Origin of the sequence: Marinobacter nanhaiticus D15-8W (genome assembly GCF_036511935.1) — a bacterium.
Lineage (GTDB): Bacteria > Pseudomonadota > Gammaproteobacteria > Pseudomonadales > Oleiphilaceae > Marinobacter_A > Marinobacter_A nanhaiticus.
Map to the genome: position 1 here is coordinate 1,371,723 of NZ_AP028878.1, position 22,464 is coordinate 1,394,186.

Consider the following 22,464-nt stretch of genomic DNA (forward strand, 5'->3'; position numbering starts at 1 on the left):
GCGTTGGGTCTATTAAAGCGGAAAGCGGCTCATCCCTGAGCCTCGTTGCTCCTCGCGTCAGGTCCGATCAGTTATCGAGCGTGCTGTACACCAGGTTCGACATGTCAGTCTGGTCGGAGCCGGGCACTTCGATGTACTGGTCTCCGGAACCCCAGAGTTGCCACCAGGCGCGTTGGTTGTAGGTGCGGCTGGCGAAGTCCACCTGCAGACCGCCAAGGCTCGTATTGTTGACCACCGGCACCGAGATGTTTCCGGTTTCGGAACCGAGTACACCGCTGTGGCTGACGCCTTCGTTCATCAGAACGGGATAGTGGTTGTAGTACAGCGCACCAGGGCCATTCTGGCTGGTGACCTTGCCCGCGAGGCTGATGCCCGAAGTGCAGGACTCGATACCCTCGGCTGAGGTTGCACCACAGGCCGAGTGGGTGGGCACCACACCATCGTCGGTGCCGGCAATGAACGGCTTTGTAATGCCCCCATAGGAAGAACCACCGGCCACGAACCGCAACCTCGGGATGGCATTGGGACTGACGGCCAGGTTGCGGGCGGCGTTGGTTTGCAGATCATTCACCACGCCCAGCTTGCCCGGTTCCGGCTCGATACCGGTGAAAGCCTGTACGGCTTGCCGCAGGGGCCAATTATACCAACTGTCATTGTAGGCAAGGCTCATGGCGAGGTTTGCCAGTTCTGTCCCGCCGCCTGCACCTGAATAGTCCAGGGTCGCCAGGATCTTCAGCGGTTGCAGTCCTTCGGATTGGAGCCAGCGGGCCTGGTTCTCCAGCAGGTAACGGGTCACCAAATCCCCGGTGGAGTGAGAGACTACGATACAGTAGTTGTCGCACAGGCCCTGCTGGCTGATCTCGCGAAGCTGCTGGTAGGCCTGCTGGGCGATATTGCCCTCGACGCGACCATCACTGCCCCAGTCTATGCGCGCTTCCGATCGCGACAGCCAGAAGGTTCGCCAGTAGTCCTCGCCGGCGCTCTTCACGGCCTCCATATTGGCCGGCGGATTGGCCAGGTCTTCCTGCTGGAAACCATGCACCAGTATGACGTTATGCCCGGCCAGGTTGGCCTGGGCGGTTCCGGCAAACAAGCTGCCGGTGAGGGCGACCGCCAGGGCGGTCTTACAGGCATTTTCGATCCTTGTCGTTTTCATGGTTGCTCCGTCTTTGCTGAATTATTGTTGTCCCAAGACGTTTCTCCGCCGGTCCGGCGGTTCTTCCCGGCCTTAGCCGGCGCAGAGCCATAGCCCTGCCATCAGAACTTGTCGGCAAGCTGCCTAAGCAGAGCCGCACGTTGTTCCGATTCGGGGTTCACCGCCGGGGTATCGGTCAGCCCATCAAGATCCGGTGGTGTAAATGAATAGCCTTCCTCAGGACCGAAGGCATGGTTGGTGCGGTCGCCGGGTTTTGCGGGCAGCTGACGTAGCTGCAAAGCCTTTAACTGGAGCCGCCCTTTCAGGGATCGGTCGGCCAGCACGGTGCCATGCGCTCGCAGGTTGATAGTGCCTGTGGTGCTGTCCAGGCGCTGCTCCGCCTGCAGTTGGGCAATAGGTTGCTGCCCCGAATAGAGCTGGGCGGAGAGGCTATAGAACCCGGATTCTTCCGCTGAAAACTGCACCGGGATGATCAGGTTGTTATCGCTGATGTGCGGATCGCCAACGCCCTCGAAATCGCCGAGGTAGGGTTCGATGCTCAGCGAAGACGCATGGCGGACCGGTCGTCCGTCGATTGTCGCTTCGACAATCAGGCGGTACTCGCCAGGAGCTTTGTCGGCGCTCAGCGTACCCTCGAAGTACCCTTGCGAACCCGCTTCCTGGAGACTTGTACTGGCAACCGCATCGCGGCTATCCGGCGCCTCAAGGGTTGCTTCAAGCCTGTTACCAACCACTTGCGGACCCTTTATGGCGGCGGCAATCAGGATGTCATCGCCCCGGGTGAAGCGAAACTTCTCGAGGGTAACGGTGAATTGTCCGTCACCTGGGAGGCGCAGGGTGGTTGGCTCGTAGTGATTGCCCCGGTACGCGCTTGCCTGTTCTGGGCTAAGAGGTACGGACCAGACCGGATACCGGCTGGCTTGTTCGTACTGGTCAGCAACGCGGGCCAGCATGAAACCGAGGGCGTTTTCTGGCGGTGGTTCGGGCTGAGATGGCTGAACTGCATCCAGGGCATGCTGGACTGACGGCTTGGATGCGGCGTTGGAGGGCCCGCCGCTACTCATACCGGCCACAGGGTCAGCGTCCTGAGGTACCGCGGTAGCCAGCAGATAGCCCGTGCCAAACACGACAGCCAGTACCACTGTCAAAACGAGTAGTGCCTTACCGAACATACGGCAGGTCCCTGTATTGTTGTTGTATCTTTAAACATAACGAGATTTCGGACACATCCCAAAAATTTGGCCTGCTTGTGTAACAAAATGTTTCCATGCTGTGCGGTGGGTCACATTGCAGGTGTCGTGGGTTCAAGGAGCATCTCACCGAGTACCTATATGTATGCACTACCCGAATGCAGCCCGGTGATGTCCTGTCACTTACGCAAATCCAGCCCCGAGTAAATAGCCCGTTCGAGCCATATCGGCATAGGTTGCCATTGAGATAAAAGACCAGGGTGGGGAGGTTGGTAGGCGTCGTGAGAGAAACGGGTTAGACCTCTGGCTGAATTGGAGTAGCCGCCAGCACTACGCATTTCCTCATTTTAGTGCAGCTAGATACTTAGGTAAATTGCTGCAATTCGGGCATGTCAGGGAGCCCGGCGTCGACTATTTCGATCGTTACAAGGTGATTTTCGATAAGGTGGATATCTGGGAGTCGTCCCAATTTGACCCCGAATTCCAGCTTTATACATACGAAAATCGCACGCGTTATCCCTCAAGCACGTCGCCTCTTAAGCTGCCTATGGACGGCGAGCGGTTTAGCGACTATGTGCCCGTTTGTTTCAAGTGTTAGAAAACCACTAGCGGCATTCGAATAGAAAAGAAGGCGCAGCCAGAACTGCCAAGGTAGGAGACGGCTCGTCCCTGAGCCCTAATGATCCAAGCACAAATTCCGCCACAACCGGTTCCCCTAGGATGGCCCATGACCGGGCCGGTTCAACTACCCTAAGGGTCGATAGGGGGCATTCACTTATAGTACGCGGCGTTTAAGCTTGATAAACGACCCTTTGAAGAAAAATTCATCAAACTCCTTTAGTACGTTACGGCGCCTATAGCGCATGAGCGCCTCGCCGATTGCACCTTCCAGTTCTGCGTGTCCTTTTTGCTGCGCAAGGCGGTAGTTGTCACGCCAGAATGAGTGTTGACTATGGTTATCCAGTCGCAACTTGCGAATCCGTTCGACACTATCGAGCGCGGGGAGTGAAGGACTGGACGCCTCAAACAAGCGGAGAGCTACCGATGTACGCAAGCACTTCTCGCATTTTCCACAGTTGTAATCGGAATAGACATTGCACACGCGAAGCTCGTCGAGTCCATGCTTTAGCTCAATAATCGCTTTGGTTTTTTCGGTTCGATGGACATTGCCGTGGTGAATGGTTTGTGTCGTACCGTTGCTAAGCAGCGGATCGGTCGCAGGGTGGCTGCCCCAGGGAAACAGTTCTTCCCAGGAGTGCGACGCCGGTACGAATAGCTGTTTGAATCCGAGGCTGATGCCGTTGCTGATTAGGATGGCTCCGTGGTTGTCTGCCACACGAGTTCTTAGATTACTTATGTTCGTCTTGACCTGTATGAGTTTAAGGTCCAAACCATCCGCGAACTGTTGTGCGAGCGTAACCGTTTTGTTCCACCGATCTGTTTCACGGTGTGCTATATCTAGGCCCCACACCAGGATGAGATAGTCCAGCTGTCCCTTGATTTTGGCAACGGTATAGATGCTGTCGACTCCGCCGCTATAAAAGCACGCGGCCAACTGGCCCTCGTCACGCTTTAGCTGGTTTTCTGCTTCTACTGCGATTTCAGGAAGGTCAGGGTGCCAGTGACGGTAGACTTCCTGATATTTCGGTAATTGCTCCAGCAACTGTTGGCTTACCGGGACCGATGGGTCGATGACGAGCGATTCTTTACGCATCATCGAGGGGACTAGAGCAGATATCACAAAGGCGTCCCCAACCAGTTGGCTCTTATCAGGGCGGGCTATTCCCTTGAACGTAAAATATATCTCTTCCTTATCTACCTTCGCGGAAAGCGTCCATTGGCCGCTTTCATGGTCTTCCCATCTGAAATCCGTGATGAACATTGTTGATCCTTTGATTGCTAAAGCTCTGAAAGAGGGGGGTGAGGAGATAAGACGCACAGTAAACGATTGAGCTACATTCCGTTATCGATTCCTTTCGAGCGGGCGGGTGCTTGGTGACCCGTAATACGTCAATCCATAAAGGGTGTCAACGCGACCGGTCCATTCGTTGTCGCGCTTCGATCGTATTCCCGTCGCCCCGGATATCAGATTGCTGTTTCAGTTTCCTGCGAGGCCGGTCGTCAGCTTCTATAGCTTACCCCTATCAAGGCTAAAGCCATACCGCTTCTTGACGGTTCAGTGCCGGAATCCTTCACTGTATGGGTACGGCTTGGGGGAGTTCTCCATGCCTTCCCGTAGAACAATAAAGGCCGCAGGAAAACTGAGGCGGATTTGCTGTTTTGGCTCAGGTGCCTGTTGCCTCCATCCAGCCAAGGAGACGACCGTGACAGATCCAAAACCTGCACGCCCCGAATGGGGTGCGCGTACCACGCCACGCCTGCAAGGAAATGAGCACTGGTGGCCCGACCAGCTTACCCTCCACATTCTTCACCAGAAGCATCCCGACGCCAGCCCATTTGGCCCTGACTTCCGCTATGCCGATGCGTTCTCGCAGCTCGATGTGGATGAACTCAATGCCGACATCGATGCTTTGATGACCGATTCGCAGGAGTGGTGGCCCGCGGACTGGGGACACTACGGTCCGTTCTTTATCCGCATGTCCTGGCACGCGGCCGGCACCTACCGGGCAGTCGATGGCCGCGGCGGCGGCGGCACCGGGGCACAGCGCTTTGCACCACTGAACAGCTGGCCCGATAACGGCAACCTGGACAAGGCACGCCGCTTGCTCTGGCCGATCAAGAAGAAGTATGGCGAGAAAATCTCCTGGGCCGACCTGCTAGTGCTTGCCGGCAACCGGGCGCTCGAAACAATGGGGTTCCGCACACTGGGGTTCGGATTCGGTCGTGCCGATATCTGGGCGCCTGAAGACGACATCTACTGGGGGCCCGAGACCGAGTGGCTGGCGACCAAGGACGAGCGCTATACCGGTTCCTTCGAGGACGGCAACCGCGTTCTGGACAACCCGCTCGCCGCCGTGCAAATGGGGCTGATCTACGTCAACCCGGAAGGCCCCAATGGTATTCCTGACGCAATGAAGTCTGCGCAGGACGTCCGCGAGACCTTCGCGCGCATGAGCATGAACGACCGCGAGACCGTTGCTTTGACCGTGGGTGGACATACCTTCGGTAAGATGCACGGCAACGGACCTGCGGATGCGGTTGGTGAGGCGCCCGAAGGGGCGAAGATCCACCAGCAAGGCATCGGCTGGGCAAACAAGCACGAGACCGGCCTTGGTGAATACACCGTGACCTCCGGGCTCGAAGGCGCCTGGACGCCGACGCCGACCAAGTGGGACAACACCTACCTGAATACCATCTTTGCCCACCAGTGGGAGGTGAAGAAGTCGCCCGCTGGAGCGAACCAATGGGAGCCGGTCGAGGTCAAGGAAGGGTACTGGGTGCCGGATGCCCACGTTGAGGGCAAGAAGAACCCGCCGGTGATGAATACTGCCGACATGGCGATGATCACCGACCCCGCCTACCTGGAGATTGCCAAGGAGTACCACGAGAACCCGGACGTGCTTGCCGACGAGTTCGCCCGAGCATGGTACAAGCTGCTGCACCGCGACATGGGCCCACGCGACCGCTATCTTGGCCCGCAGGTTCCCGACGAGGTTTTTGTCTGGCAGGATCCTGTGCCCGAGCAGGACGGTCCGTTGGTCAATGATCAGCAGATCGCCAAGCTGAAGCAGGAGATCGCCGATTCTGGCCTGTCCGCCAAACAGCTGGTGGGAACGGCATGGGCTTCGGCCTGCACCTATCGCCAGACTGACTATCGTGGAGGTGCCAACGGTGCGCGTATCCGGCTTGAGCCTCAGGCCGGCTGGGACGTCAATGTGCGCACCGGTGTATCTGAAGTGATCGATCGGCTTGAGCAGATCAAGAACGGCTCCGATGCGAATATTTCGCTGGCGGACCTGATTGTGCTGGGTGGTAACGTCGGGGTCGAAATGGCAGCGAAGGCGGCTGGCCACGATATCACCGTGCCGTTCACCCCGGGGCGTACTGATGCGACCCAGGAAATGACCGAGGTCGACACGCAAGCCCACCTCGAACCGAAGCACGATGCGTTCCGCAACTACATGCAGACCCAGACGACCTCTATCCCGGCCGAGCACCTGATGGTCGACCGGGCATTCATGCTCAACCTCAGCGTACCGCAGATGACAGCTTTGCTGGGCGGCATGCGGGCGATCGGTGTCAATGCCGGTGACAGTGAAGAGGGCATCCTCACCGACCGTCCGGGGCAACTGACGAACGATTTCTTCGTCAACCTCGTCGATATGGGTATCGTTTGGGAACCGACCGACGACGAGGAAGAACGCTTTGTCGGTAAGAGCCGTAGCACGGGCGAGAAGAAGTGGACAGCGACCCGCGTGGATCTCATCTACGGTTCCAACTCCCAGTTACGTGCCATTGCGGAAGAGTACGCCGCAAACGGTGGCGAGGAGCGGTTGATCGACCGTTTTGTCAAGGGATGGGTCAAGGTCATGGAGAATGACCGCTTCGACTTGCACCGTTAAGAAAGATCTAAAGAGCGGAATCAGAGGGGGTTGTAAGCTCTGATTCCGCGCCCCTTCCCCTTATTTGCCAGAATACCTGAACCTGTCTGTCCGACAGGGCATTACATACGGCAGGCCGGCCATTTACCTTCAATTTTGTGTTTACTGGAATACTTTCTGTACGCTGGCGTCAGAGCGGTGAACGGATACGTTTGGTGTCGATTCCGGTACAATCGCGGCCAATTCTCTACGAAAGGCCTTGCTTGATGGATAAATTGCCTCCGAAGTTGATCGATCTTGTGGCGAGGACCAGGCGAGTAATCGAGCAGGACATGGCTCCCCTCGCCGGGCAGGTTGATCGTGACTGCATGTGGCCCGAGCACTCGATGCGCGCCCTGGCGGACGAGGGGCTTCTCGGCTTGCAGGTTCCGGAGGAGTTCGGTGGGCACGGCCAGGGCCTGCTCAGCCTTACTGTGCTGACCGAGCTTGTAGGGCAGGTTTGTCCGTCTTCGGCACTTTGCTTTGGCATGCACTGCGTCGGTACGGCCGTCATTGCCGCCAAGGCTACGAAGTTCCAACAGGACGAATACCTGCGGCCAATCGCCAGGGGAGAGCACATTACGACGCTCGCTCTCGCGGAGTCCGGTACCGGATCGCATTTCTATCTCCCGGAGACGAGCTTCGCCGCCAGCGACAGCGGCTATGTGCTGAATGGTACGAAGCAGTTCATCACTAACGGCGGACATGCCGACTCCTATGTGGTATCCACCGCTGCTTCAGACGATCACGCTGCGCCCGGCGATTTCAGTTGCCTTATTGTCGATCATGACACCTCGGGTATGCAGTGGCTGGAGCCCTGGCAGGGGTTCGGTATGCGAGGCAATTCATCCAGGGGGCTACGCTTAGCCGACGCCCATGTGCCGCAAACGAACTTGTTGGGCGAGGAGGGCGACCAGGTCTGGTACGTCTTCGAAGTGGTTGCACCGTATTTTTTAATGGCGATGGCGGGTACCTACCTGGGTATCGCCCAGTCTGCCGTGGATATCACCTCCGAACATTTACGCACCCGCCAGCACAGCCACTCAGGCGAGTCGTTGGCCGATGTAGACGCCTTGCAGACAAAGTTTGCGGATATGTGGATCGCGGTAGAGAAGACGCGCAGCCTGATTCATGAAGCAGCGTCACGCGGTGATCTCGGCAGCCCCGATGCGTTACCTTTCATCCTGGCCTGCAAGGCTGATGCGGGCGAGACCGCCGTCCAACTTGCCAACGAGGCTATGACGATCTGCGGTGGCCAGGCTTACCGGGAAAACAGCCGCGTCGCACAGATGTTGCGGGATGCCCGTGCAAGTCATGTCATGGCACCGACGACGGATTTGCTGCGCACCTGGACCGGACGTGCGTTGCTGGGAAGGCCAATGCTATGAGTAATGCCCAGGCGCCGTGGCAGGTTCTGATCATAACCTCCGGCAATGCTGGGGAAGGCGAGATGTTGGAGTCAACTTCCCGCGAGGTCCAAGCCAAGGGAGCGAAGGTTCTGTTGGCTGCGGAGTCTGATGCGGTGGCGCAGGTCAATCAGGCCGAAGCCTCGAAGGATCGCTTCGCGGTAGTCGTGTTCGGACCAGGCCTTCGCGACGCGCTCTCCCTTGCCAGAAAGATTCGTGTCTTCTGTCCCGAGGCCCACTTTCTCTTCGCTCCGAATCGCACGGAGGTGCACTCGTTGAAGGGCGAACTGCAACGGGCTCCCATGATCGGTAAGAGCTGGTCTGTAGCTGATTTTGACCAACACGTTTTGCCAGACCTGATCGTCGAGGCGGCCAACACGAACCGGCGTCGACTGCAGCTTCACACGACCCTTGACCGGGCCAATCGCCAGATTGGCACGCCCAAGCCGATCGAGAGCCATAGCTATCGACGGCTCGTTAACTCCGATTACTACCTGAAAAGCTTCCTTTCCCAGGCCCATGAAGCCGTGGTTTCGCTGGATGCCGCGAGCAGGGTCTTATACTGGAGCGATGGCGCCGAACGCCTTTTCGGCCTCCGCTTGGACGATGTTGCTGGTCGGCAGGTCAGCCAGCTCCCTTTCTGGAATGAAACCCTGGCCTCGTATCTCGATCAGGTGCGCGCCGGTGACGAAACTGTCAAAACGGAGATTGAAGTTTCCGGACTCCAGGGTGTGGCCCAGGTTGAAGCCGTTATTTCGAAAGTTCGGGAAGATTCCGGTGCACTAATAGGGTTTTCGCTTTTCTTGCGAGACGTAACCGAACGCAACCGGGCTCTTAAAGCGGAACGTAAAGCACAGCACGACTTTACGCTGGCCGTTGCTGAAAAAGAGTACCAGCGAAGGCTTTTCGAATCGGCGCTTTCGTCCTCGCTCGATCAAGTCTATGTGCTCGATCTCGATGGCCGCTTTCTTTATGCGAACCAGGCTTTGGCCGATCAACTGGAACTGGATCTCGATTGGGTTATTGGTAAGAAGACCGCCGACCTGGGCTTTCCTGAGGAGACCGTTCGTCAGATATGGGATCACATCCAGCAAGTCATCACGACGTGCGATTCTGTCCGGTCGGAAGTGCCATTTACGGCTGCCTCAGGCAAGCGATGGGTGTTTGATTACATCTTCGTGCCGGTGCTGGACGAGCAAGGCCGCATAGAGGCGGTTGCCGGTAAGACCCGGGATATTACCGAGCATCGGGAGACCAGCGAGCGGGTCTGGAAGGAAGCCAACTATGACAGCCTGACCCAGCTGCCCAATCGTAGACTGTTTCGCGACCGCCTTGAGCTCGAAGTAAAGCACGCCGAGCGCAATGGGGCCTCCCTCGCACTTTTCTTTATCGATCTTGATCGGTTCAAGGAGGTCAACGATCTGTATGGGCACGGTGCGGGCGACGAATTGCTCAGGGAAGCTGCGACACGCATACATTCCTGTGTTCGTGAATCCGACACGGTAGCGCGACTGGGTGGCGACGAATTTACCGTGATCCTGACCGAGCTGGACGATGAGCATGTCGAGCGCACAGCGCAGAAGATCCTGGACGAGTTGGCTCGCCCTTTTCGCGTCCAGGAAAACATTTGCCATGTCTCGGGCAGTGTGGGCATCACCCTCTATCCCTCAGATGCCGTTGAACCGGCCGATCTGATCAGGAACGCCGACCAGGCCATGTATAACGCCAAGAACAGCGGTCGCAGCCAGTTCAGCTTCTTTACCCGGTCGTTGCAGGACGAGGCGCTGACCCGCCTGCGGTTGATGACGGACCTGCGCCATGCGGTTTCGGAGAAGCAGCTTCGGGTGTATTTCCAGCCGATTGTACGCCTGGCCGACAGCGCGATTGTCAAGGCAGAAGCACTGGTGCGCTGGGAGCATCCCGCCCGAGGACTGCTGCTCCCGAATGAGTTTATCCAGCTTGCTGAGGAAAGCGGCCAGATCAAGCGTCTGGGTAACTGGGTATTCACCCAGGCGGCGCAATGGTCGAAGAGATGGAGCCAGCTACTGGGGCGCACTTTCCAGATCAGCATCAATAAGTCACCCGTCCAGTTCGAGGGTCGAGGTCATAAGATGAACTGGGCAGCCCACCTTAAGGAAAAGGGCATGGCTGGGAATAGCATCTCGGTGGAGATTACCGAAGGTGTCATCCTCAACGCTACTGCGACGACGTCGGACAAGCTTCTGGAGCTTCAGGAGGCGGGCATGGAGCTGGCCATCGACGACTTCGGTACGGGCTACTCCTCGATGGCCTATCTCAAGAAATTCGATGTCGACTACCTCAAGATAGACATGTCGTTCGTGCAGGACATGGCGAGCAATGCCAGTAGCCGTACGATTGCTGAAAGTATCATCGTCATGGGGCACAAGCTGGGGCTCAAGGTCGTTGCCGAAGGTGTCGAAACGGAGGATCAGCGAGAGTGGCTACGTTCGGCCGGGTGTGATTACGCGCAGGGCTTTCTCTTCTCCAAACCATTAACGCCGGAAGCGTTCGAAGCGTGCCTGAAAAGCCAGGCTGAAGGTGTGCAAAAAACGGATCAGGTTTGATCGTATGGCCCGTCGGTCTGAGGGCTATAAAAAACGGTTCATCGCACTTTGACGGGAACCCGTGTAACGGAAGCCATTCTGGAAATGGGCAACCCGGCGGGCTGCTCCGAAGCTGAAGCGTCGGCTACATTTTCCAGATCACTCGAGCATGTAGCAGATGCTTCAGCTTCTGAGGCGCCGAAGGTGCCCCGTGGTCTGAAGGCTCTTGCGGAGAACTCCCGGCTCCCCGTCACGCTAATCCGTGATGAACCATAAAAAAACCGGGGCCAATTGCCGAGCCCCGGTTTCTTTGAAGGTAAGTGCCTGGTTGATGGGGTGCTTACCAGCTATAACTCACCTTTGCCACGATCTCACGGCCAGGATTGTAGTAATTCGCCGTGCCGGTGCCGACTACGTGCTGCTCGTCGAACAGGTTGCTGACGTTGGCAGTGAGGTTGACGTTGCGAACGACCTCATAGCTGAAGGCCGCATCGAAGAGCGTTGTGCCGTCGCTTTTGCCAGTATTGGAGGCATCAAAGTAGTAGGAGCCGATATAGCGGGCGCCCAGGCCGAAGCTCATAGGCATGCTGGACAGGGTGTAGTAACTCCAGAGCGAAGCCGTGTGTTTTGGCGCCGCGCTGAACTCGTTGCCTTCAAGCGAAGTGCCATCCCGCAGTGCGCCGCGAACCACTTCCGAATCCATATAGGAGTAGCCACCGCTCAGGCTCAGGTTACTGGACAATTCGGCCCTGGCTTCCAGGTCCAGCCCGCGTACCCGTGACTTGCCAACCGTCTCCCGCTCGATAGTGCCGTTGTCCTGAACAACCGCGATGGTCTCGTCATCCTTGGTGAGGTCATAGACTGCTGCAGAAAACAGGGCATTCATTCCCGTCGGCGCGTATTTCACACCAATCTCGTATTGTTCACCACGTTCGGGCGTAACGCCGATCGACGGCGGTGCGACGGATTCCACCTGGCTGATATAGGTGGAGATTTCCTCATTGACTCGGTAAGTCAGCGCGCCGCGGATTGAAGTCTCGGAGAAGTCGTCGGAAGACCTTACGCCGCTAATATCTTTGCTGGAAAGATCCAGTAAGTCATGCCGTACCCCCGCGGTGACGATGAATCGGTCGTCGAATGAGAGGTTCTGCGTCAGGAAAGCGGACTCGGTCGTGTAGTCCTGATCATTAGCACTGTAGACGTTAAGGCTGGTTGGGGCGCCGCTGTATTGAGGATTGGCTAAATCGATTGAGGTTGTATCCCCGTAGGCGGAAATGTCTTCACTGGACGCATCGCGATACTCAATGCCAACGAGAGTGCTGCTATCGATCCGATCAAAGCGGATGTCATATTGCAGAATCGCGTTACCAATCAACTCTTGGGCTTCACTGTCGGTACCGAAGTAGTCGCGTTCCACTACAGTGCCTTCTCGCCCGGCAAAGTCAGTGATGTAGACATAGCCGAACTCGTCTTTCAGGTCGCTGTAGCGTAGGTTACCGCGCAGGATCAGGCCGTTATCGAAATCATGGGTGAGTTTTGTTGTGACACTTGTACGCTCGACATTGTGTTCGTTGAAATCGGGTTCACCGAAGAATTTACTTCGGTCGTATTCCTTGTCGAGTGCGTAGCCACCGCTATTGGGTGTGTTTTCGCGATTAAGGTAATCCAGAATTAACGTGGCAGACGTGTATGCCGTTGGTTCCCAGGTCAGGCCACCCATTACGAACTCGTTGTCGTCTTCGGAATGTTCGTATTCGCGTTCGCTGTCTGTAATTTTGCCGGTTAAACGATAGGCCACTGTTTCGCTGGCGTTCAGCGTGTCGCCGAAATCAAGGCCTAGCTCCTGACGCTCAAATGAGCCATAGGCCTGATAGATTTCACCGAATGACTCAAACCGTGGCCGCTTGCTCACGAAGTTTACTGAACCGCCCGGATCTGCTGGGCCAAAGAGGGTGGAGTTGGCGCCACGCAACACCTCTACACGCTCGTACGCATAAGGTTCCTCGCGAACGCCGCGCATGGAACCCAGTGTCATACCGTCGCGGTAGGTCGTGGCCTGGAAACCGCGAATCTTGAAATAGTCGTTGCGGTCATCCGTACCGTAGTAATCGGTGATAACACCCGGGGTGTATTGCAGGACTTCCTCAGTCGTATTGGCATCCCGCTGTTCGATTTCCTTTTCGGTGATGACTGAAACGGAGGCTGGAGTATCCTGGAGACTGGTCGCGACCTTGCCGCCCACCCATAGCTCCCGGGCTACGGTCGTGTTCGCGTTGTCATCCGCTGCTGCGGTCGCGTTGACGATAATCGGCGCGAGGCGGTAAGCCTCACCATTGTCGTTGCTTTCGCCTGCCTCCTGCGCGTTCCCGATCATGGGAACGGCAACCAGAGCCGTGCCACATAGAAGTGCGGTAGTCGTACGTTGCCGCTGCATCCATGCCGCGCTAACCCTGGTTTTGCTATCAGTCATTGTTGACACCCTCGATGTTTGGCAGCCTCAACGGCCCGCCTTATGCCTTTTGATTACGAGAACGTTACATTCTGTGAGGATATCGTTATAGTGTCAATCTATATGCGAATTATGATGATAATATTTATCATTTGTGTATTCGGGAGGTTGTCGGTTTAACTAACCTATTGCTCCTCCACCCGATGACGCCCGATAGGCAGCATCATCGGCTTGCCAGAGATCGGATCGCGGATGACCCGGCTACGCAGGCCGAAGACCGACTGGATGACGTCTTCCTTCAACACCTCCTCGGGCTGGCCATGGGCGTACAGCCGGCCCCCATGCATTGCCACCAGGCGGTCTGAGTAACGCGCGGCGAGATTGAGATCGTGCAGCACCATGACGATGGTGATTCCACGGCTGTGGTTCAGGTCGGTGAGCAGGTCCAGAACCTCGACCTGATGGTTGACGTCAAGGAAGGTGGTCGGTTCGTCCAGCAGCAGCACATCGGTTTCCTGTGCCAGTGCCATCGCGATCCAGACCCGCTGGCGTTGTCCGCCCGAGAGTTCGTCCACCTCCCTGTCCGCCAGATCGGCTGTCTTGGTGACCTCCAGTGCGTTGGCGACAGCCTCGTCGTCAGACGTTGTCCAGCGCGACATCAGGCCGTGATGCGGGTGACGGCCGCGGCTGACCAGGTCGGCGACACTGATGCCTTCCGGTGCTATCGGCGATTGCGGCAACAAGCCGAGCGTACGGGCCAGTTCACGCGTCGGGCTGCGATGTACGGATTTACCATCGAGTAGCACCTGGCCCTTGCTGGGCGACAATAAACGGGAAATAGTGCGGAGCAATGTCGACTTGCCACAGGCGTTGGCTCCAACGATCGATGTGACCTGCCCGGGAGCGATGTCCAGATTAAGTTCGTCGAGAATGATGCGCTCGCCGTAGCCGGCGGACAGGTCTTCGACGACGAGATGGTGCGAGGCAGTCACAGCGAGCCTCCTTTGCGGTTCACGCGAATGATCAGATAGATGAGATAGGGCGCACCCAGGGCGCCGGTAACAACCCCAACCGGATAGCGGCTCGGCATCAGGAACTGCCCGATGTAATCTCCGACGAGCACCAGGCAAGCACCGATCAATGCTGACGGAATGAGGATCGAACCGTTGGGGCCAATAAGACGGGCGGCAATCGGCCCTGACAGGAAGGCCACGAAGGCGATGGGGCCGGCTACTGCGGTGGCCACGGCGATCATGCCAACAGCGCAGATAATCACCGTGATGCGGGTCAGGCCAACGCGAACGCCGAGGGCGGCTGCCGTGTCGTCGCCCATGCGAAGGGCTTCGAGATCACGCCCGCGACTGAGGAGAAGGCCCCCGAAGACGATCAGCGCCACGAGCACCAGCGAGGCCTGGTCAAGTTGCGCAGCGTTGACGCTACCGGTCAGCCAGCGCATGGCTTCCTGTAAATCCCACGCGGGCGCACGGGCGAGGATATAGGCAATGAAGCTCTCGATCATCGCCGAGATGCCAATGCCGATCAGGATCAGCCGGGTCCCCGCGACGCCATTCCTGGAGGCAAGGCCATAAACCAGCAGCGCGATCCCAAGCCCGGCGACAACCGCGAACATAGATACCGCGGGGCCATCCAGCTGCAGGATCACGATGGCGAACACAGCTGCCGCGCTGGCGCCGAAACTCACACCGATAATGTCGGGGCTGGCGAGCGGGTTGCGCAGCATGATCTGGAAGGCCACGCCGCCCAAACCGAAACTCATACCGACCAGGACCGACAGCAGGGCCCGCGGAAGACGCAGGTGGCCGACGGTAAAGCTGGCGCCGGGTACGTTCTCACCCATCAGCACGCGCAGGACATCCTGGGGCGGCGTAAATGATTGGCCCAGCATCAGCGTCACGGCGATGCCGGCGACGACAATCAGCACGAGTACTGACGTGATGCCATACCAGAAGCGGGAGCGGCGCTGACGGCTGGTCTTGACGCGGGAGAGAATCCTGGACGTTTCGGTGGTCATAAGTCCCGGACCCGTTGCCGTCGCACGATCCAGATGAAGAACGGCGCACCGATGAAGGCAGTGACTACGCCGACCTCGAGTTCACTTGGCCGCGCGATGATGCGCCCAACGACGTCGGCAAGTAGCAACAGGCTGGCGCCGCTCAGTGCTGAGAAGGGCAGGAGCCAACGGTGATCAACGCCGACCAGCAAACGGCAAAGGTGGGGTACGACCAGACCGACGAAACCAATGGGTCCACAGACCGCCGTTGTTGCCCCGCAGAGGAGAATCGCGCCAATGCCGGCCGAGGCACGAGCCAGTGCGACCTTCTCGCCGAGGCCAGCGGCCAGGTCGTCGCCCAGCGCCAGCGTATTCAGTTTCCGCGCCGAGAGCAGGCTGATCACGAAACCCACGACCAGGAATGGGATTACGAGCTGGATGGAGTCGAAGGTGGCCCCGCCGACGCCGCCGATTTGCCAGGAACGCACGCTGCCTGCGATATCGTTCCGGGGCAACACGACGGCAATGGTGAAGCTGGATAGGGCCACCGAGGTCGCTGCGCCCGCCAGCGCCAGTTTGAGTGGGGTAGCGCCGCCACGCCCCATTGATCCGATGGTATAGACGAAGACCGCCGTGACGGCGGCACCAAAGATAGCCGTCCAGACATAGGCATTCGCCATGCTCATCCCGAACCAGGCAAGGCCAATCACCACCGCGAGGGATGCGCCCATATTGATGCCGAGGATGCCCGGATCGGCCAGGGGGTTGCGGGTCACACCCTGCAAAATGGCCCCGGCGAGCCCCAGTGCACTCCCTGCAATGGCGGCCAGGAGGGTGCGGGGAATCCGCATCGCGACCGCCGCTTCACCGATACTGTTCACGTGCCCCTGTAGGGCGGCGGTGATCTCGCCCCAGGATACGTCGCGGGTACCTATGGCAATCGACAGTAGGCAAAGTGACGCCATGAGCACGACCAGCGCCACGAGACTGGCGGCTTTCATCCGATTACTCTGTTTCCAGGGTGGAGCTCCGCTTGAACCTTCCGAGAGGCCTGTCATTCTGACTTGCGGGCGGCTTCCGCCAACATCGCGACGTAATCGTCCAGCACCCAGGCGATCGACAGGGGCGTCGGATTGGCAGCCGTGGCTGCCGGGCCGCGCCCCAGCATCACCACAGAACCATTGGCAATCGCGCGCATCCTGGACGTCAGCGGATTCGCCTTGAGGGGATCGAGCAACTGCTCATTGCCGTAGGTCACGAAGATATCGACGTCATTGAAGGCGTCGATCTGTTCGATGCTGACCTCGCCGGAGAACTGGCCTCCCCCGGTTGCCTGCTCAACGCTTTCCGGGGAGTGCATTCCGAGGTCTTCGAAGAATTTCACCCGTGTATCGTTGGCGGTATAGAAACGCATGATGCTCAGGTTGGTGGGGTCGAGATGCGTAATGAACATCGCCGACTTGTCCTCGAGGGCGGGGTGCTGTGCGACCGTATCGGCGATCCGGGCTTCAAGCCTTTCGATCAGGACCTCGCCTTCAGCCTTCATGCCGAGCCCAGTGCTGTTGATGCGGATCATCTCGCGCCAGTCCGTGGACCAGGGCGACTCGGGATAGGCAACAACCGGGGCGATCAGGCTGAGTGTGTCGTAATCCGCCTGGCTAAGGCCGGAATAGGCAGCCAGAATGACATCCGGTTGCGTCGCGGCCACAGCCTCGAAATCAATGCCGTCGCCTTCATCGAACAGGGCGGGCGGGTCGGCACCCAGTTCCTCAAGTCTTGCGCTGACCCAAGGCAGTAGCCCATCGTTATCGTCGTCCCCGAACGCGGCGGCGGCAAAGCCTACGGGAACGATGCCCAGCGCCAGGGGGACCTCGTGGTTGGCCCAGGCCACCGTTGCCACCCGCCTGGGCTTCTGCTTGATTGTCGTGGTTCCGAAGGCGTGTTCGATGGTAATGGGGAAGGACTGTTCAATCTCTTGCGACCACCCGGTTACAGGAATGGTCAGCGACATGGCAAAGGTGAGGGCAACAGCAAACGTCCGGGAAATTTTATGCATGTCGTAATATCAAATTTAAATGTGAAGTATTCGTGTTTGCGACAATCTTACCGATCCCCCGCAGGGAGGCAAGCAGGAAAGTGCTTTGGGCGACTATGTCGGAGAATATGGAGGTAAAAGGTATCGCGTGAGCCTATGCTTTAAACCTGACCGCCAAGCTTTGTTTGGGGCCCTGAACGCAGTTAATGGAGAAACTGATGGCTAGAGGTAAGGACGAGTGGCTGTTCGCCGTGAACTTCGTCAAGCATCCCACCATGTTGGGTTCGGTGATCCCAAGCTCCCGGTGGCTCATACGGAGTCTGCTGGCGCAGGTGGATTGGGACCGGGCTCGCTACTTTGTCGAGTACGGCCCCGGTGTCGGTACCATTACCCGGCATATCCTGAAACGAATGCGTCCCGATGCCAGGCTCCTGGCATTGGAGATCAATGACGACTTCGTACGCCATCTCAACGCCGCTATCGACGACCCTCGACTGGTGATTCGAAGCGATTCCGCCGCGCGACTGGGGGCGGTACTCGACGAACTGGACTGGCCCCATGTCGATTATGCCGTTTCCGGCATCCCGTTCTCGACCATGCCGCCGGCCGATGTTGAAGCGGTGCTGGATGAGACTCGCGCCCGACTCACGCCGCAAGGCGAGTTCCTGGTCTATCAGTTCTCCAGGCATTCCGCCCAGTACCTGCACCGCAGCTTCGACGATGTCAGTCGCGAGTTCGTGTTGCGTAACGTGCCACCGGTGAGTTGTTATCGGGCCCGTAGTAACGGGGTGGTGGCGAAGGGCAAGCCCTGACCCCAACCATCCAGATCCATCTTCGTCCGAGGGGTAGGCAATGACGAGACAGGAACTTATCGGTATCTATTCGAATTACCTCGATTGCCTGAACGCGCAGGACTGGTCGTCGCTGGGGCGTTTTGTCAGCGCTGACGTCGAGCATAACGGCAGGGCGCTTGGGGTACAGGGTTACCGCCGGATGCTCGAAGATGATTTCGAGGCCATCCCGGATCTGCACTTCCAGGCGGAGCTACTGGTTGCTGATCCGCCGCGGATCGCCAGCCGTCTGCGTTTCGATTGCTCGCCTAAGGGTAAGTTTTTCGACCTCGAGGTGAACGGAAAGGCTGTCTCGTTTACCGAGAATGTGTTCTATGAGTTCAAGGGCGACAAGATTGCCCGAGTCTGGTCCGTCATCGACCTGGCGGCGATCAAAGCGCAGTTGCAGGCGGACGGCAAACCCGACGCTGGCAGCTGATTATCCTTGGCGTTGAACCGTCGGCGGCGGCTGATGGCCTCGGAACCGCATTACGGTCTCCAGACGTCCTGCGAGGCGCCTGGATCGCGGCCAGTTGAACCTCCATGATTAGAGCCACCTTGCCCCTCTCCTGCAGCTACCGGGTGCGCCAGCCGCCTCCCGGTATCTGCAATTTTTCCTTTATTCGTTAACGGTCTCATTGGGCAGCACCAAACCCGGCCTTGGTGCTTGCAGGATCGCTGCCTTTCCCGACGCCCACCATTAGCCCTTTTGCGCCCTTTCGGGCGAAGTTTTCGCTGATATATAAATTCTTCCGTGAGCGGCCAACGGGCGTCACAACCTAAGGCGTTGGCCTGTCCCATTGCACGGCTTCCAGGGTGTCCGGCCGGGCAGTGGGACCGAGAGGCCCATCACTGACAAGGAGCTGGTTATGAAAACGAACTGCCGCTTTTTCTATCGGGGCGCGGTGATGGCCCTCTTTCTTCTGTTTGCCTCGGGACCAGGCATTGCGGGCCCCGCCGATAAAGGGAAACAGAAGGTTGCCCCGCCCAAACGAGCCAACGCGATGCCGGAGGTCGTGCTGATGCGTGAGCAGGTCCGCCCCCAGGGCGAGTCGGTGCAAAGCAAGAAAATCCGGGGCGCGAAGAAGCATCCCGGCAAGAAAGGATTCCGGAGCGAGCGGGGCCTGCGGTCTGAGCGTCCCCAGATGACGCGCAATCGCATCGTTGTGGTGCCTGGTGAATTCAGCCAAATCGTCGAAGTGCGCGCGGTACCTCCGGGCAAGGGCAAGCCGGACAAAGGTAAGCCGAAGATCGGTAACAAGTCAGACAAATCGGCGCCCTAGCGAAGTCGTTTCCGACGCTCGCTAACCCAGGACCCGATCATGCCATGGAGAAACCAGGCAATGTTCAGCAAACTCCCTCTCACCATTCGTACACTCTCTCTGGTCTTGTTGTTCGTTTTCTCCGGCGGCGCCGCAACGACGTCGGCTGCCTCGGTGCAGGCTCTGGTTCTTTACGATTCCGAGCCCGGCAGCAGTTACAACAAGCTTGGCAAAGCCTATGCCATCATGCTTCGCAATCTGCTAGGGCACTTCGATACGTCCGTCGAGATGAAGCCGGTAGAAGAATACGTAGCGGGCCAGATCGAGGCCAAGGACATCACTTTCTATGTAGGTTCCTACTACGATAATGCGCTGCCCACGGCCTTCCTTAACGATGCCTCGACCACCACGCGCAGCCTGGTATGGTTCAAGTACAACCTTTGGCAATTGGCCTGGAACCCGGCTTTCAATTTCGAGGCGACGCGCGGCTTCCGGTTTGATGGCGTCGTCAGCCTAAACGCGGCTCCATCGGCACAGAACCCGGCGCCGGGGTTCTATGACACCGTGCTGTACAAAGGACGCAGCATGGTGAAGTACTACGATTATGACCCCCAGACAAACTCGGTTTTTGCCGACCCCGAAACGGGTGCGACCGCCATTACCAACCCAGCGACGGCCACCACCGTTGTCGAGGTCGAGAATGGCGACACCGGCCAGCGCCTGCCTTACGTCGTCCGCGCCGGCAACTTCTGGTATGTCGCGGACATTCCGTTCTCGTACATCGGGCCACGGGACCGCTACCTGGTTATTGCAGACCTTCTGCACGATATGTTGGGCGTGAATACGCCGACCCAGCGGCTTGCCATGATCCGTCTGGAAGACGTGGGCGCGCTCACCGACTACGACGCGATGGAGACCCTGACGGACTATCTCTACGGCCAGGGGATCGAATTCTCGATTGCCGCCATCCCCATGTATCGCGATCCGCTGGGTCAATGGAATGGTGGCGTGCCGCAGGAAATCCCGCTCGCCGATGCTACAGAGTTCCGCGACGGCCTTGCCTATGCCATGGCCCGTGGCGGTAACGTGGTGCTGCACGGCTATACCCACCAGTATGGCGAAGTGCTTAATCCGTGGACCGGGGTCAGCGGTGACGACTTCGAGTTCTGGGATATCGTCAACAACCGGCCTGTTCCTGAAGATTCGACGACGTGGGTATTGAATCGGCTCAATGCGGGTATGGCCGAATTCCTGGCCTACGGCATTTACCCTTATGCCTGGGAAACACCTCACTACCATGCCTCTGCGACCGCCAGTCGGGCCTTTGCACAGCGCTTCGATACCACCTACAACCGCGTCGTTTATTACACCGCTGACGTTCCCGACTTCGCGGGTGCGAACGGCGACCCGGACTTCGCGGTGGGCCAGTTCTTCCCGTACATCATCGAGCAGGACTACTACGGCCAGCGCATCCTGCCGGAGAACCTGGGCAACATCGAGTATGACATCAGCCATATCGATCCGGCGTCCTACTTCGACTACACCTGGCAAGACCTCTACCTGAACGCCCAGTACGCCCTGGTCGTCCGGGACGGGTTTGCCTCCTTCTTCTTCCACCCGTTCTGGCTCGAGCCCAGCCTGGGGACCCCGGGCCTTGCGGACCTGCAGAACCTCGTGAACGGCATTAACCAACTGGGCTTCACCTGGATAGACGGGAGTGACCTGAGTCCTCCCCCGCCATTAACGAAATAGGGCAGCGCCCATGGCCCGGCAAAGGCGGCATACGGCTGTATCGCCGCCGCCCGGGCCGCTCTCAGGGGAAAGAACGCTTATTCAGCAGGCAGCGCAAGCGCGCAACCAAAAGGCAGGACGCATAATGAAGAAAATACTGGTGATTGCGGGGACCCGACCGGAAGTCATCAAGCTGGCTCCGGTCTACCTGGAGGCGGTCGATCGGTTTGGTACCGATGCTGTGGAATGGATCAACACGGGACAGCATACCGCGCTGGCGGACCTGGCCCTCCAGGCGTTCGGTGTCAGTCCGGGGCGGGTGCTCGAGAGTATGGCTCCAGGCGGCTCGCTGGGCGTACTCACCCGCAACCTGGTCAGCGAGCTCGATGGTTTGTTTACCCAGTCGCCGCCCGAGGCTGTCGTCGTGCAGGGTGATACGACGACAGCCTTTGCGGGCGCGCTGGTGGCCTTCTACCACCGGATTCCCAGCATCCATGTCGAGGCCGGATTGCGCTCGTTCGACTGTGCCAATCCGTTTCCGGAGGAGGCCAACCGCCGGATGATCAGCAGCCTCGCGACCATCCATTGCGCGCCAACACCCCGGGCGGCTGAAAACCTGCGTCGCGAGGGGGTATCGGAAGCACAGATCCTCATTACCGGCAATACGGTGGTGGATGCGGTGCATCACGTTCGAGACAAGTTGCTGCACCTTTGCCGGCCGGTGGACGAGCACAAGCGTCGGATTCTCGTGACCATGCACCGTCGGGAAGCCTGGGGCGACGAGATGGAGAAGATGTGCATCGCGTTGCGCACGCTCGCCGATAGCCGTTCCCAGGTGGAGATTCATTTTCCGGTCCATCTGAACCCGAGAGTACGGGAACCTGTGCACCGGTTACTCGGGCATCATCCCCGGATCCATCTGCTTGATCCGTTGGACTACCTCAGCCTGCAAAAGGTGTTGAGCCAGAGTTACCTGGTGCTCACGGACTCCGGCGGCATCCAGGAAGAAGCGCCCAGCTATGGCGTGCCGGTATTGGTGTTACGCCGCTTGACCGAACGGCCGGAAGCCGTAGAGCAGGGTTCGGCGCAAGTCACCGGAACCGATCCGGATATCGTGGTCAGCGCCGCGCAACGTTTGATCGACGACCATGCGGCCTATCGATCGATGGTGAAGAACGTCAATCCGTTTGGGGATGGCTACGCGGCGGCCCGGATCGTCCAGCGCATGGCCGAGTTCCTGTCGCAGCAGCCGGCGAAGACCGAGCGCGCGTCCCACGTTGCGGCCTAGC

The 22,464-nt window shown here is 58.5% G+C and carries 16 protein-coding genes; 8 read left to right on the forward strand and 8 right to left on the reverse strand.

Translation table 11 applies throughout. The features are described 5' to 3' along the window. Window positions 1–67 precede the first annotated feature (67 nt). The 3 genes from RE428_RS06220 to RE428_RS06230 all read right to left on the reverse strand — a co-directional run bounded on the left by RE428_RS06220 (window position 68) and on the right by RE428_RS06230 (window position 4,228). On the reverse strand, window positions 68–1,156 hold the full coding sequence (locus RE428_RS06220; protein ID WP_004581114.1) for a hypothetical protein: 1,089 nt from the start codon (window positions 1,154–1,156) through the stop codon (window positions 68–70). 101 nt (window positions 1,157–1,257) lie between these two features. Beyond that, complete coding sequence (locus RE428_RS06225) at window positions 1,258–2,328, reverse strand: AsmA family protein (RefSeq protein ID WP_004581115.1); 1,071 nt, start codon at window positions 2,326–2,328, stop codon at window positions 1,258–1,260. A gap of 793 nt (window positions 2,329–3,121) precedes the next feature. Beyond that, a complete protein-coding gene (locus tag RE428_RS06230; RefSeq protein ID WP_004581117.1) occupies window positions 3,122–4,228 on the reverse strand; it encodes a hypothetical protein in 1,107 nt (368 codons plus the stop codon). Between the two features lie 496 nt (window positions 4,229–4,724). On the opposite strand from RE428_RS06230, the gene katG reads away from it, so the two are divergent. The 3 genes from katG to RE428_RS06245 all read left to right on the forward strand — a co-directional run bounded on the left by katG (window position 4,725) and on the right by RE428_RS06245 (window position 10,878). After that, window positions 4,725–6,869, forward strand: coding sequence for a catalase/peroxidase HPI (katG, locus tag RE428_RS06235; protein WP_406564734.1), 2,145 nt, complete (start codon window positions 4,725–4,727; stop codon window positions 6,867–6,869). A 245-nt stretch (window positions 6,870–7,114) separates the two neighbouring features. Next, window positions 7,115–8,275, forward strand: coding sequence for an acyl-CoA dehydrogenase family protein (locus RE428_RS06240; RefSeq protein WP_004581119.1), 1,161 nt, complete (start codon window positions 7,115–7,117; stop codon window positions 8,273–8,275). Beyond that, window positions 8,272–10,878: a putative bifunctional diguanylate cyclase/phosphodiesterase gene (locus tag RE428_RS06245; protein ID WP_004581120.1), complete on the forward strand. Its 2,607-nt coding sequence runs from the start codon at window positions 8,272–8,274 to the stop codon at window positions 10,876–10,878. The genes RE428_RS06240 and RE428_RS06245 overlap by 4 nt, the downstream gene beginning before the upstream one ends. A gap of 319 nt (window positions 10,879–11,197) precedes the next feature. On the opposite strand, the gene RE428_RS06250 is transcribed toward RE428_RS06245, so the two are convergent. The 5 genes from RE428_RS06250 to RE428_RS06270 form a co-directional block, all read right to left on the reverse strand. Further along, on the reverse strand, window positions 11,198–13,231 hold the full coding sequence (locus tag RE428_RS06250; RefSeq protein WP_004581121.1) for a TonB-dependent siderophore receptor: 2,034 nt from the start codon (window positions 13,229–13,231) through the stop codon (window positions 11,198–11,200). A 260-nt stretch (window positions 13,232–13,491) separates the two neighbouring features. Next, a complete protein-coding gene (locus RE428_RS06255) occupies window positions 13,492–14,298 on the reverse strand; it encodes an ABC transporter ATP-binding protein (protein ID WP_004581122.1) in 807 nt (268 codons plus the stop codon). Continuing rightward, on the reverse strand, window positions 14,295–15,338 hold the full coding sequence (locus RE428_RS06260) for a FecCD family ABC transporter permease (protein WP_004581123.1): 1,044 nt from the start codon (window positions 15,336–15,338) through the stop codon (window positions 14,295–14,297). The genes RE428_RS06255 and RE428_RS06260 overlap by 4 nt, the downstream gene beginning before the upstream one ends. Next, window positions 15,335–16,318 (reverse strand): FecCD family ABC transporter permease, encoded by a 984-nt coding sequence (locus RE428_RS06265; RefSeq protein ID WP_004581124.1) that lies wholly within the window; start codon window positions 16,316–16,318, stop codon window positions 15,335–15,337. Before RE428_RS06265 ends, RE428_RS06260 begins: the two co-directional genes overlap by 4 nt. A gap of 53 nt (window positions 16,319–16,371) precedes the next feature. Then, window positions 16,372–17,373, reverse strand: coding sequence for an iron-siderophore ABC transporter substrate-binding protein (locus RE428_RS06270; protein ID WP_004581125.1), 1,002 nt, complete (start codon window positions 17,371–17,373; stop codon window positions 16,372–16,374). Window positions 17,374–17,570: 197 nt separating this feature from the next. On the opposite strand from RE428_RS06270, the gene RE428_RS06275 reads away from it, so the two are divergent. The 5 genes from RE428_RS06275 (at window position 17,571) to wecB (ending at window position 22,463) form a co-directional block, all read left to right on the forward strand. Next, window positions 17,571–18,164: a class I SAM-dependent methyltransferase gene (locus RE428_RS06275; RefSeq protein WP_004581126.1), complete on the forward strand. Its 594-nt coding sequence runs from the start codon at window positions 17,571–17,573 to the stop codon at window positions 18,162–18,164. 40 nt (window positions 18,165–18,204) lie between these two features. Then, window positions 18,205–18,621, forward strand: coding sequence for an ester cyclase (locus RE428_RS06280; protein ID WP_004581127.1), 417 nt, complete (start codon window positions 18,205–18,207; stop codon window positions 18,619–18,621). 430 nt (window positions 18,622–19,051) lie between these two features. Continuing rightward, a complete protein-coding gene (locus RE428_RS06285) occupies window positions 19,052–19,465 on the forward strand; it encodes a hypothetical protein (RefSeq protein ID WP_004581128.1) in 414 nt (137 codons plus the stop codon). 60 nt (window positions 19,466–19,525) lie between these two features. Then, entirely contained in the window at window positions 19,526–21,196 is a 1,671-nt protein-coding gene (locus tag RE428_RS06290; protein ID WP_004581129.1) for a DUF2334 domain-containing protein, read from the forward strand. Between the two features lie 124 nt (window positions 21,197–21,320). Next, a complete protein-coding gene (gene wecB, locus RE428_RS06295; RefSeq protein ID WP_004581130.1) occupies window positions 21,321–22,463 on the forward strand; it encodes a non-hydrolyzing UDP-N-acetylglucosamine 2-epimerase in 1,143 nt (380 codons plus the stop codon). Window position 22,464: the final 1 nt, after the last annotated feature.

Bases quoted from the DNA above. Each gene is read 5' to 3' on its own strand.
- RE428_RS06245 (WP_004581120.1), top strand. From the start codon at position 8,272: ATGAGTAATGCCCAGGCGCCGTGGCAGGTTCTGATCATAACCTCCGGC.
- RE428_RS06250 (WP_004581121.1), bottom strand. From the start codon at position 13,231: ATGATCGGGAACGCGCAGGAGGCAGGCGAAAGCAACGACAATGGTGAG.
- wecB (WP_004581130.1), top strand. From the start codon at position 21,321: ATGAAGAAAATACTGGTGATTGCGGGGACCCGACCGGAAGTCATCAAG.
- RE428_RS06275 (WP_004581126.1), top strand. From the start codon at position 17,571: ATGGCTAGAGGTAAGGACGAGTGGCTGTTCGCCGTGAACTTCGTCAAG.
- RE428_RS06260 (WP_004581123.1), bottom strand. From the start codon at position 15,338: ATGACCACCGAAACGTCCAGGATTCTCTCCCGCGTCAAGACCAGCCGT.
- RE428_RS06285 (WP_004581128.1), top strand. From the start codon at position 19,052: ATGAAAACGAACTGCCGCTTTTTCTATCGGGGCGCGGTGATGGCCCTC.
- RE428_RS06230 (WP_004581117.1), bottom strand. From the start codon at position 4,228: ATGTTCATCACGGATTTCAGATGGGAAGACCATGAAAGCGGCCAATGG.
- RE428_RS06265 (WP_004581124.1), bottom strand. From the start codon at position 16,318: ATGAAAGCCGCCAGTCTCGTGGCGCTGGTCGTGCTCATGGCGTCACTT.
- RE428_RS06240 (WP_004581119.1), top strand. From the start codon at position 7,115: ATGGATAAATTGCCTCCGAAGTTGATCGATCTTGTGGCGAGGACCAGG.
- RE428_RS06280 (WP_004581127.1), top strand. From the start codon at position 18,205: ATGACGAGACAGGAACTTATCGGTATCTATTCGAATTACCTCGATTGC.
- RE428_RS06220 (WP_004581114.1), bottom strand. From the start codon at position 1,156: ATGAAAACGACAAGGATCGAAAATGCCTGTAAGACCGCCCTGGCGGTC.
- RE428_RS06225 (WP_004581115.1), bottom strand. From the start codon at position 2,328: ATGTTCGGTAAGGCACTACTCGTTTTGACAGTGGTACTGGCTGTCGTG.
- RE428_RS06290 (WP_004581129.1), top strand. From the start codon at position 19,526: ATGTTCAGCAAACTCCCTCTCACCATTCGTACACTCTCTCTGGTCTTG.
- RE428_RS06270 (WP_004581125.1), bottom strand. From the start codon at position 17,373: ATGCATAAAATTTCCCGGACGTTTGCTGTTGCCCTCACCTTTGCCATG.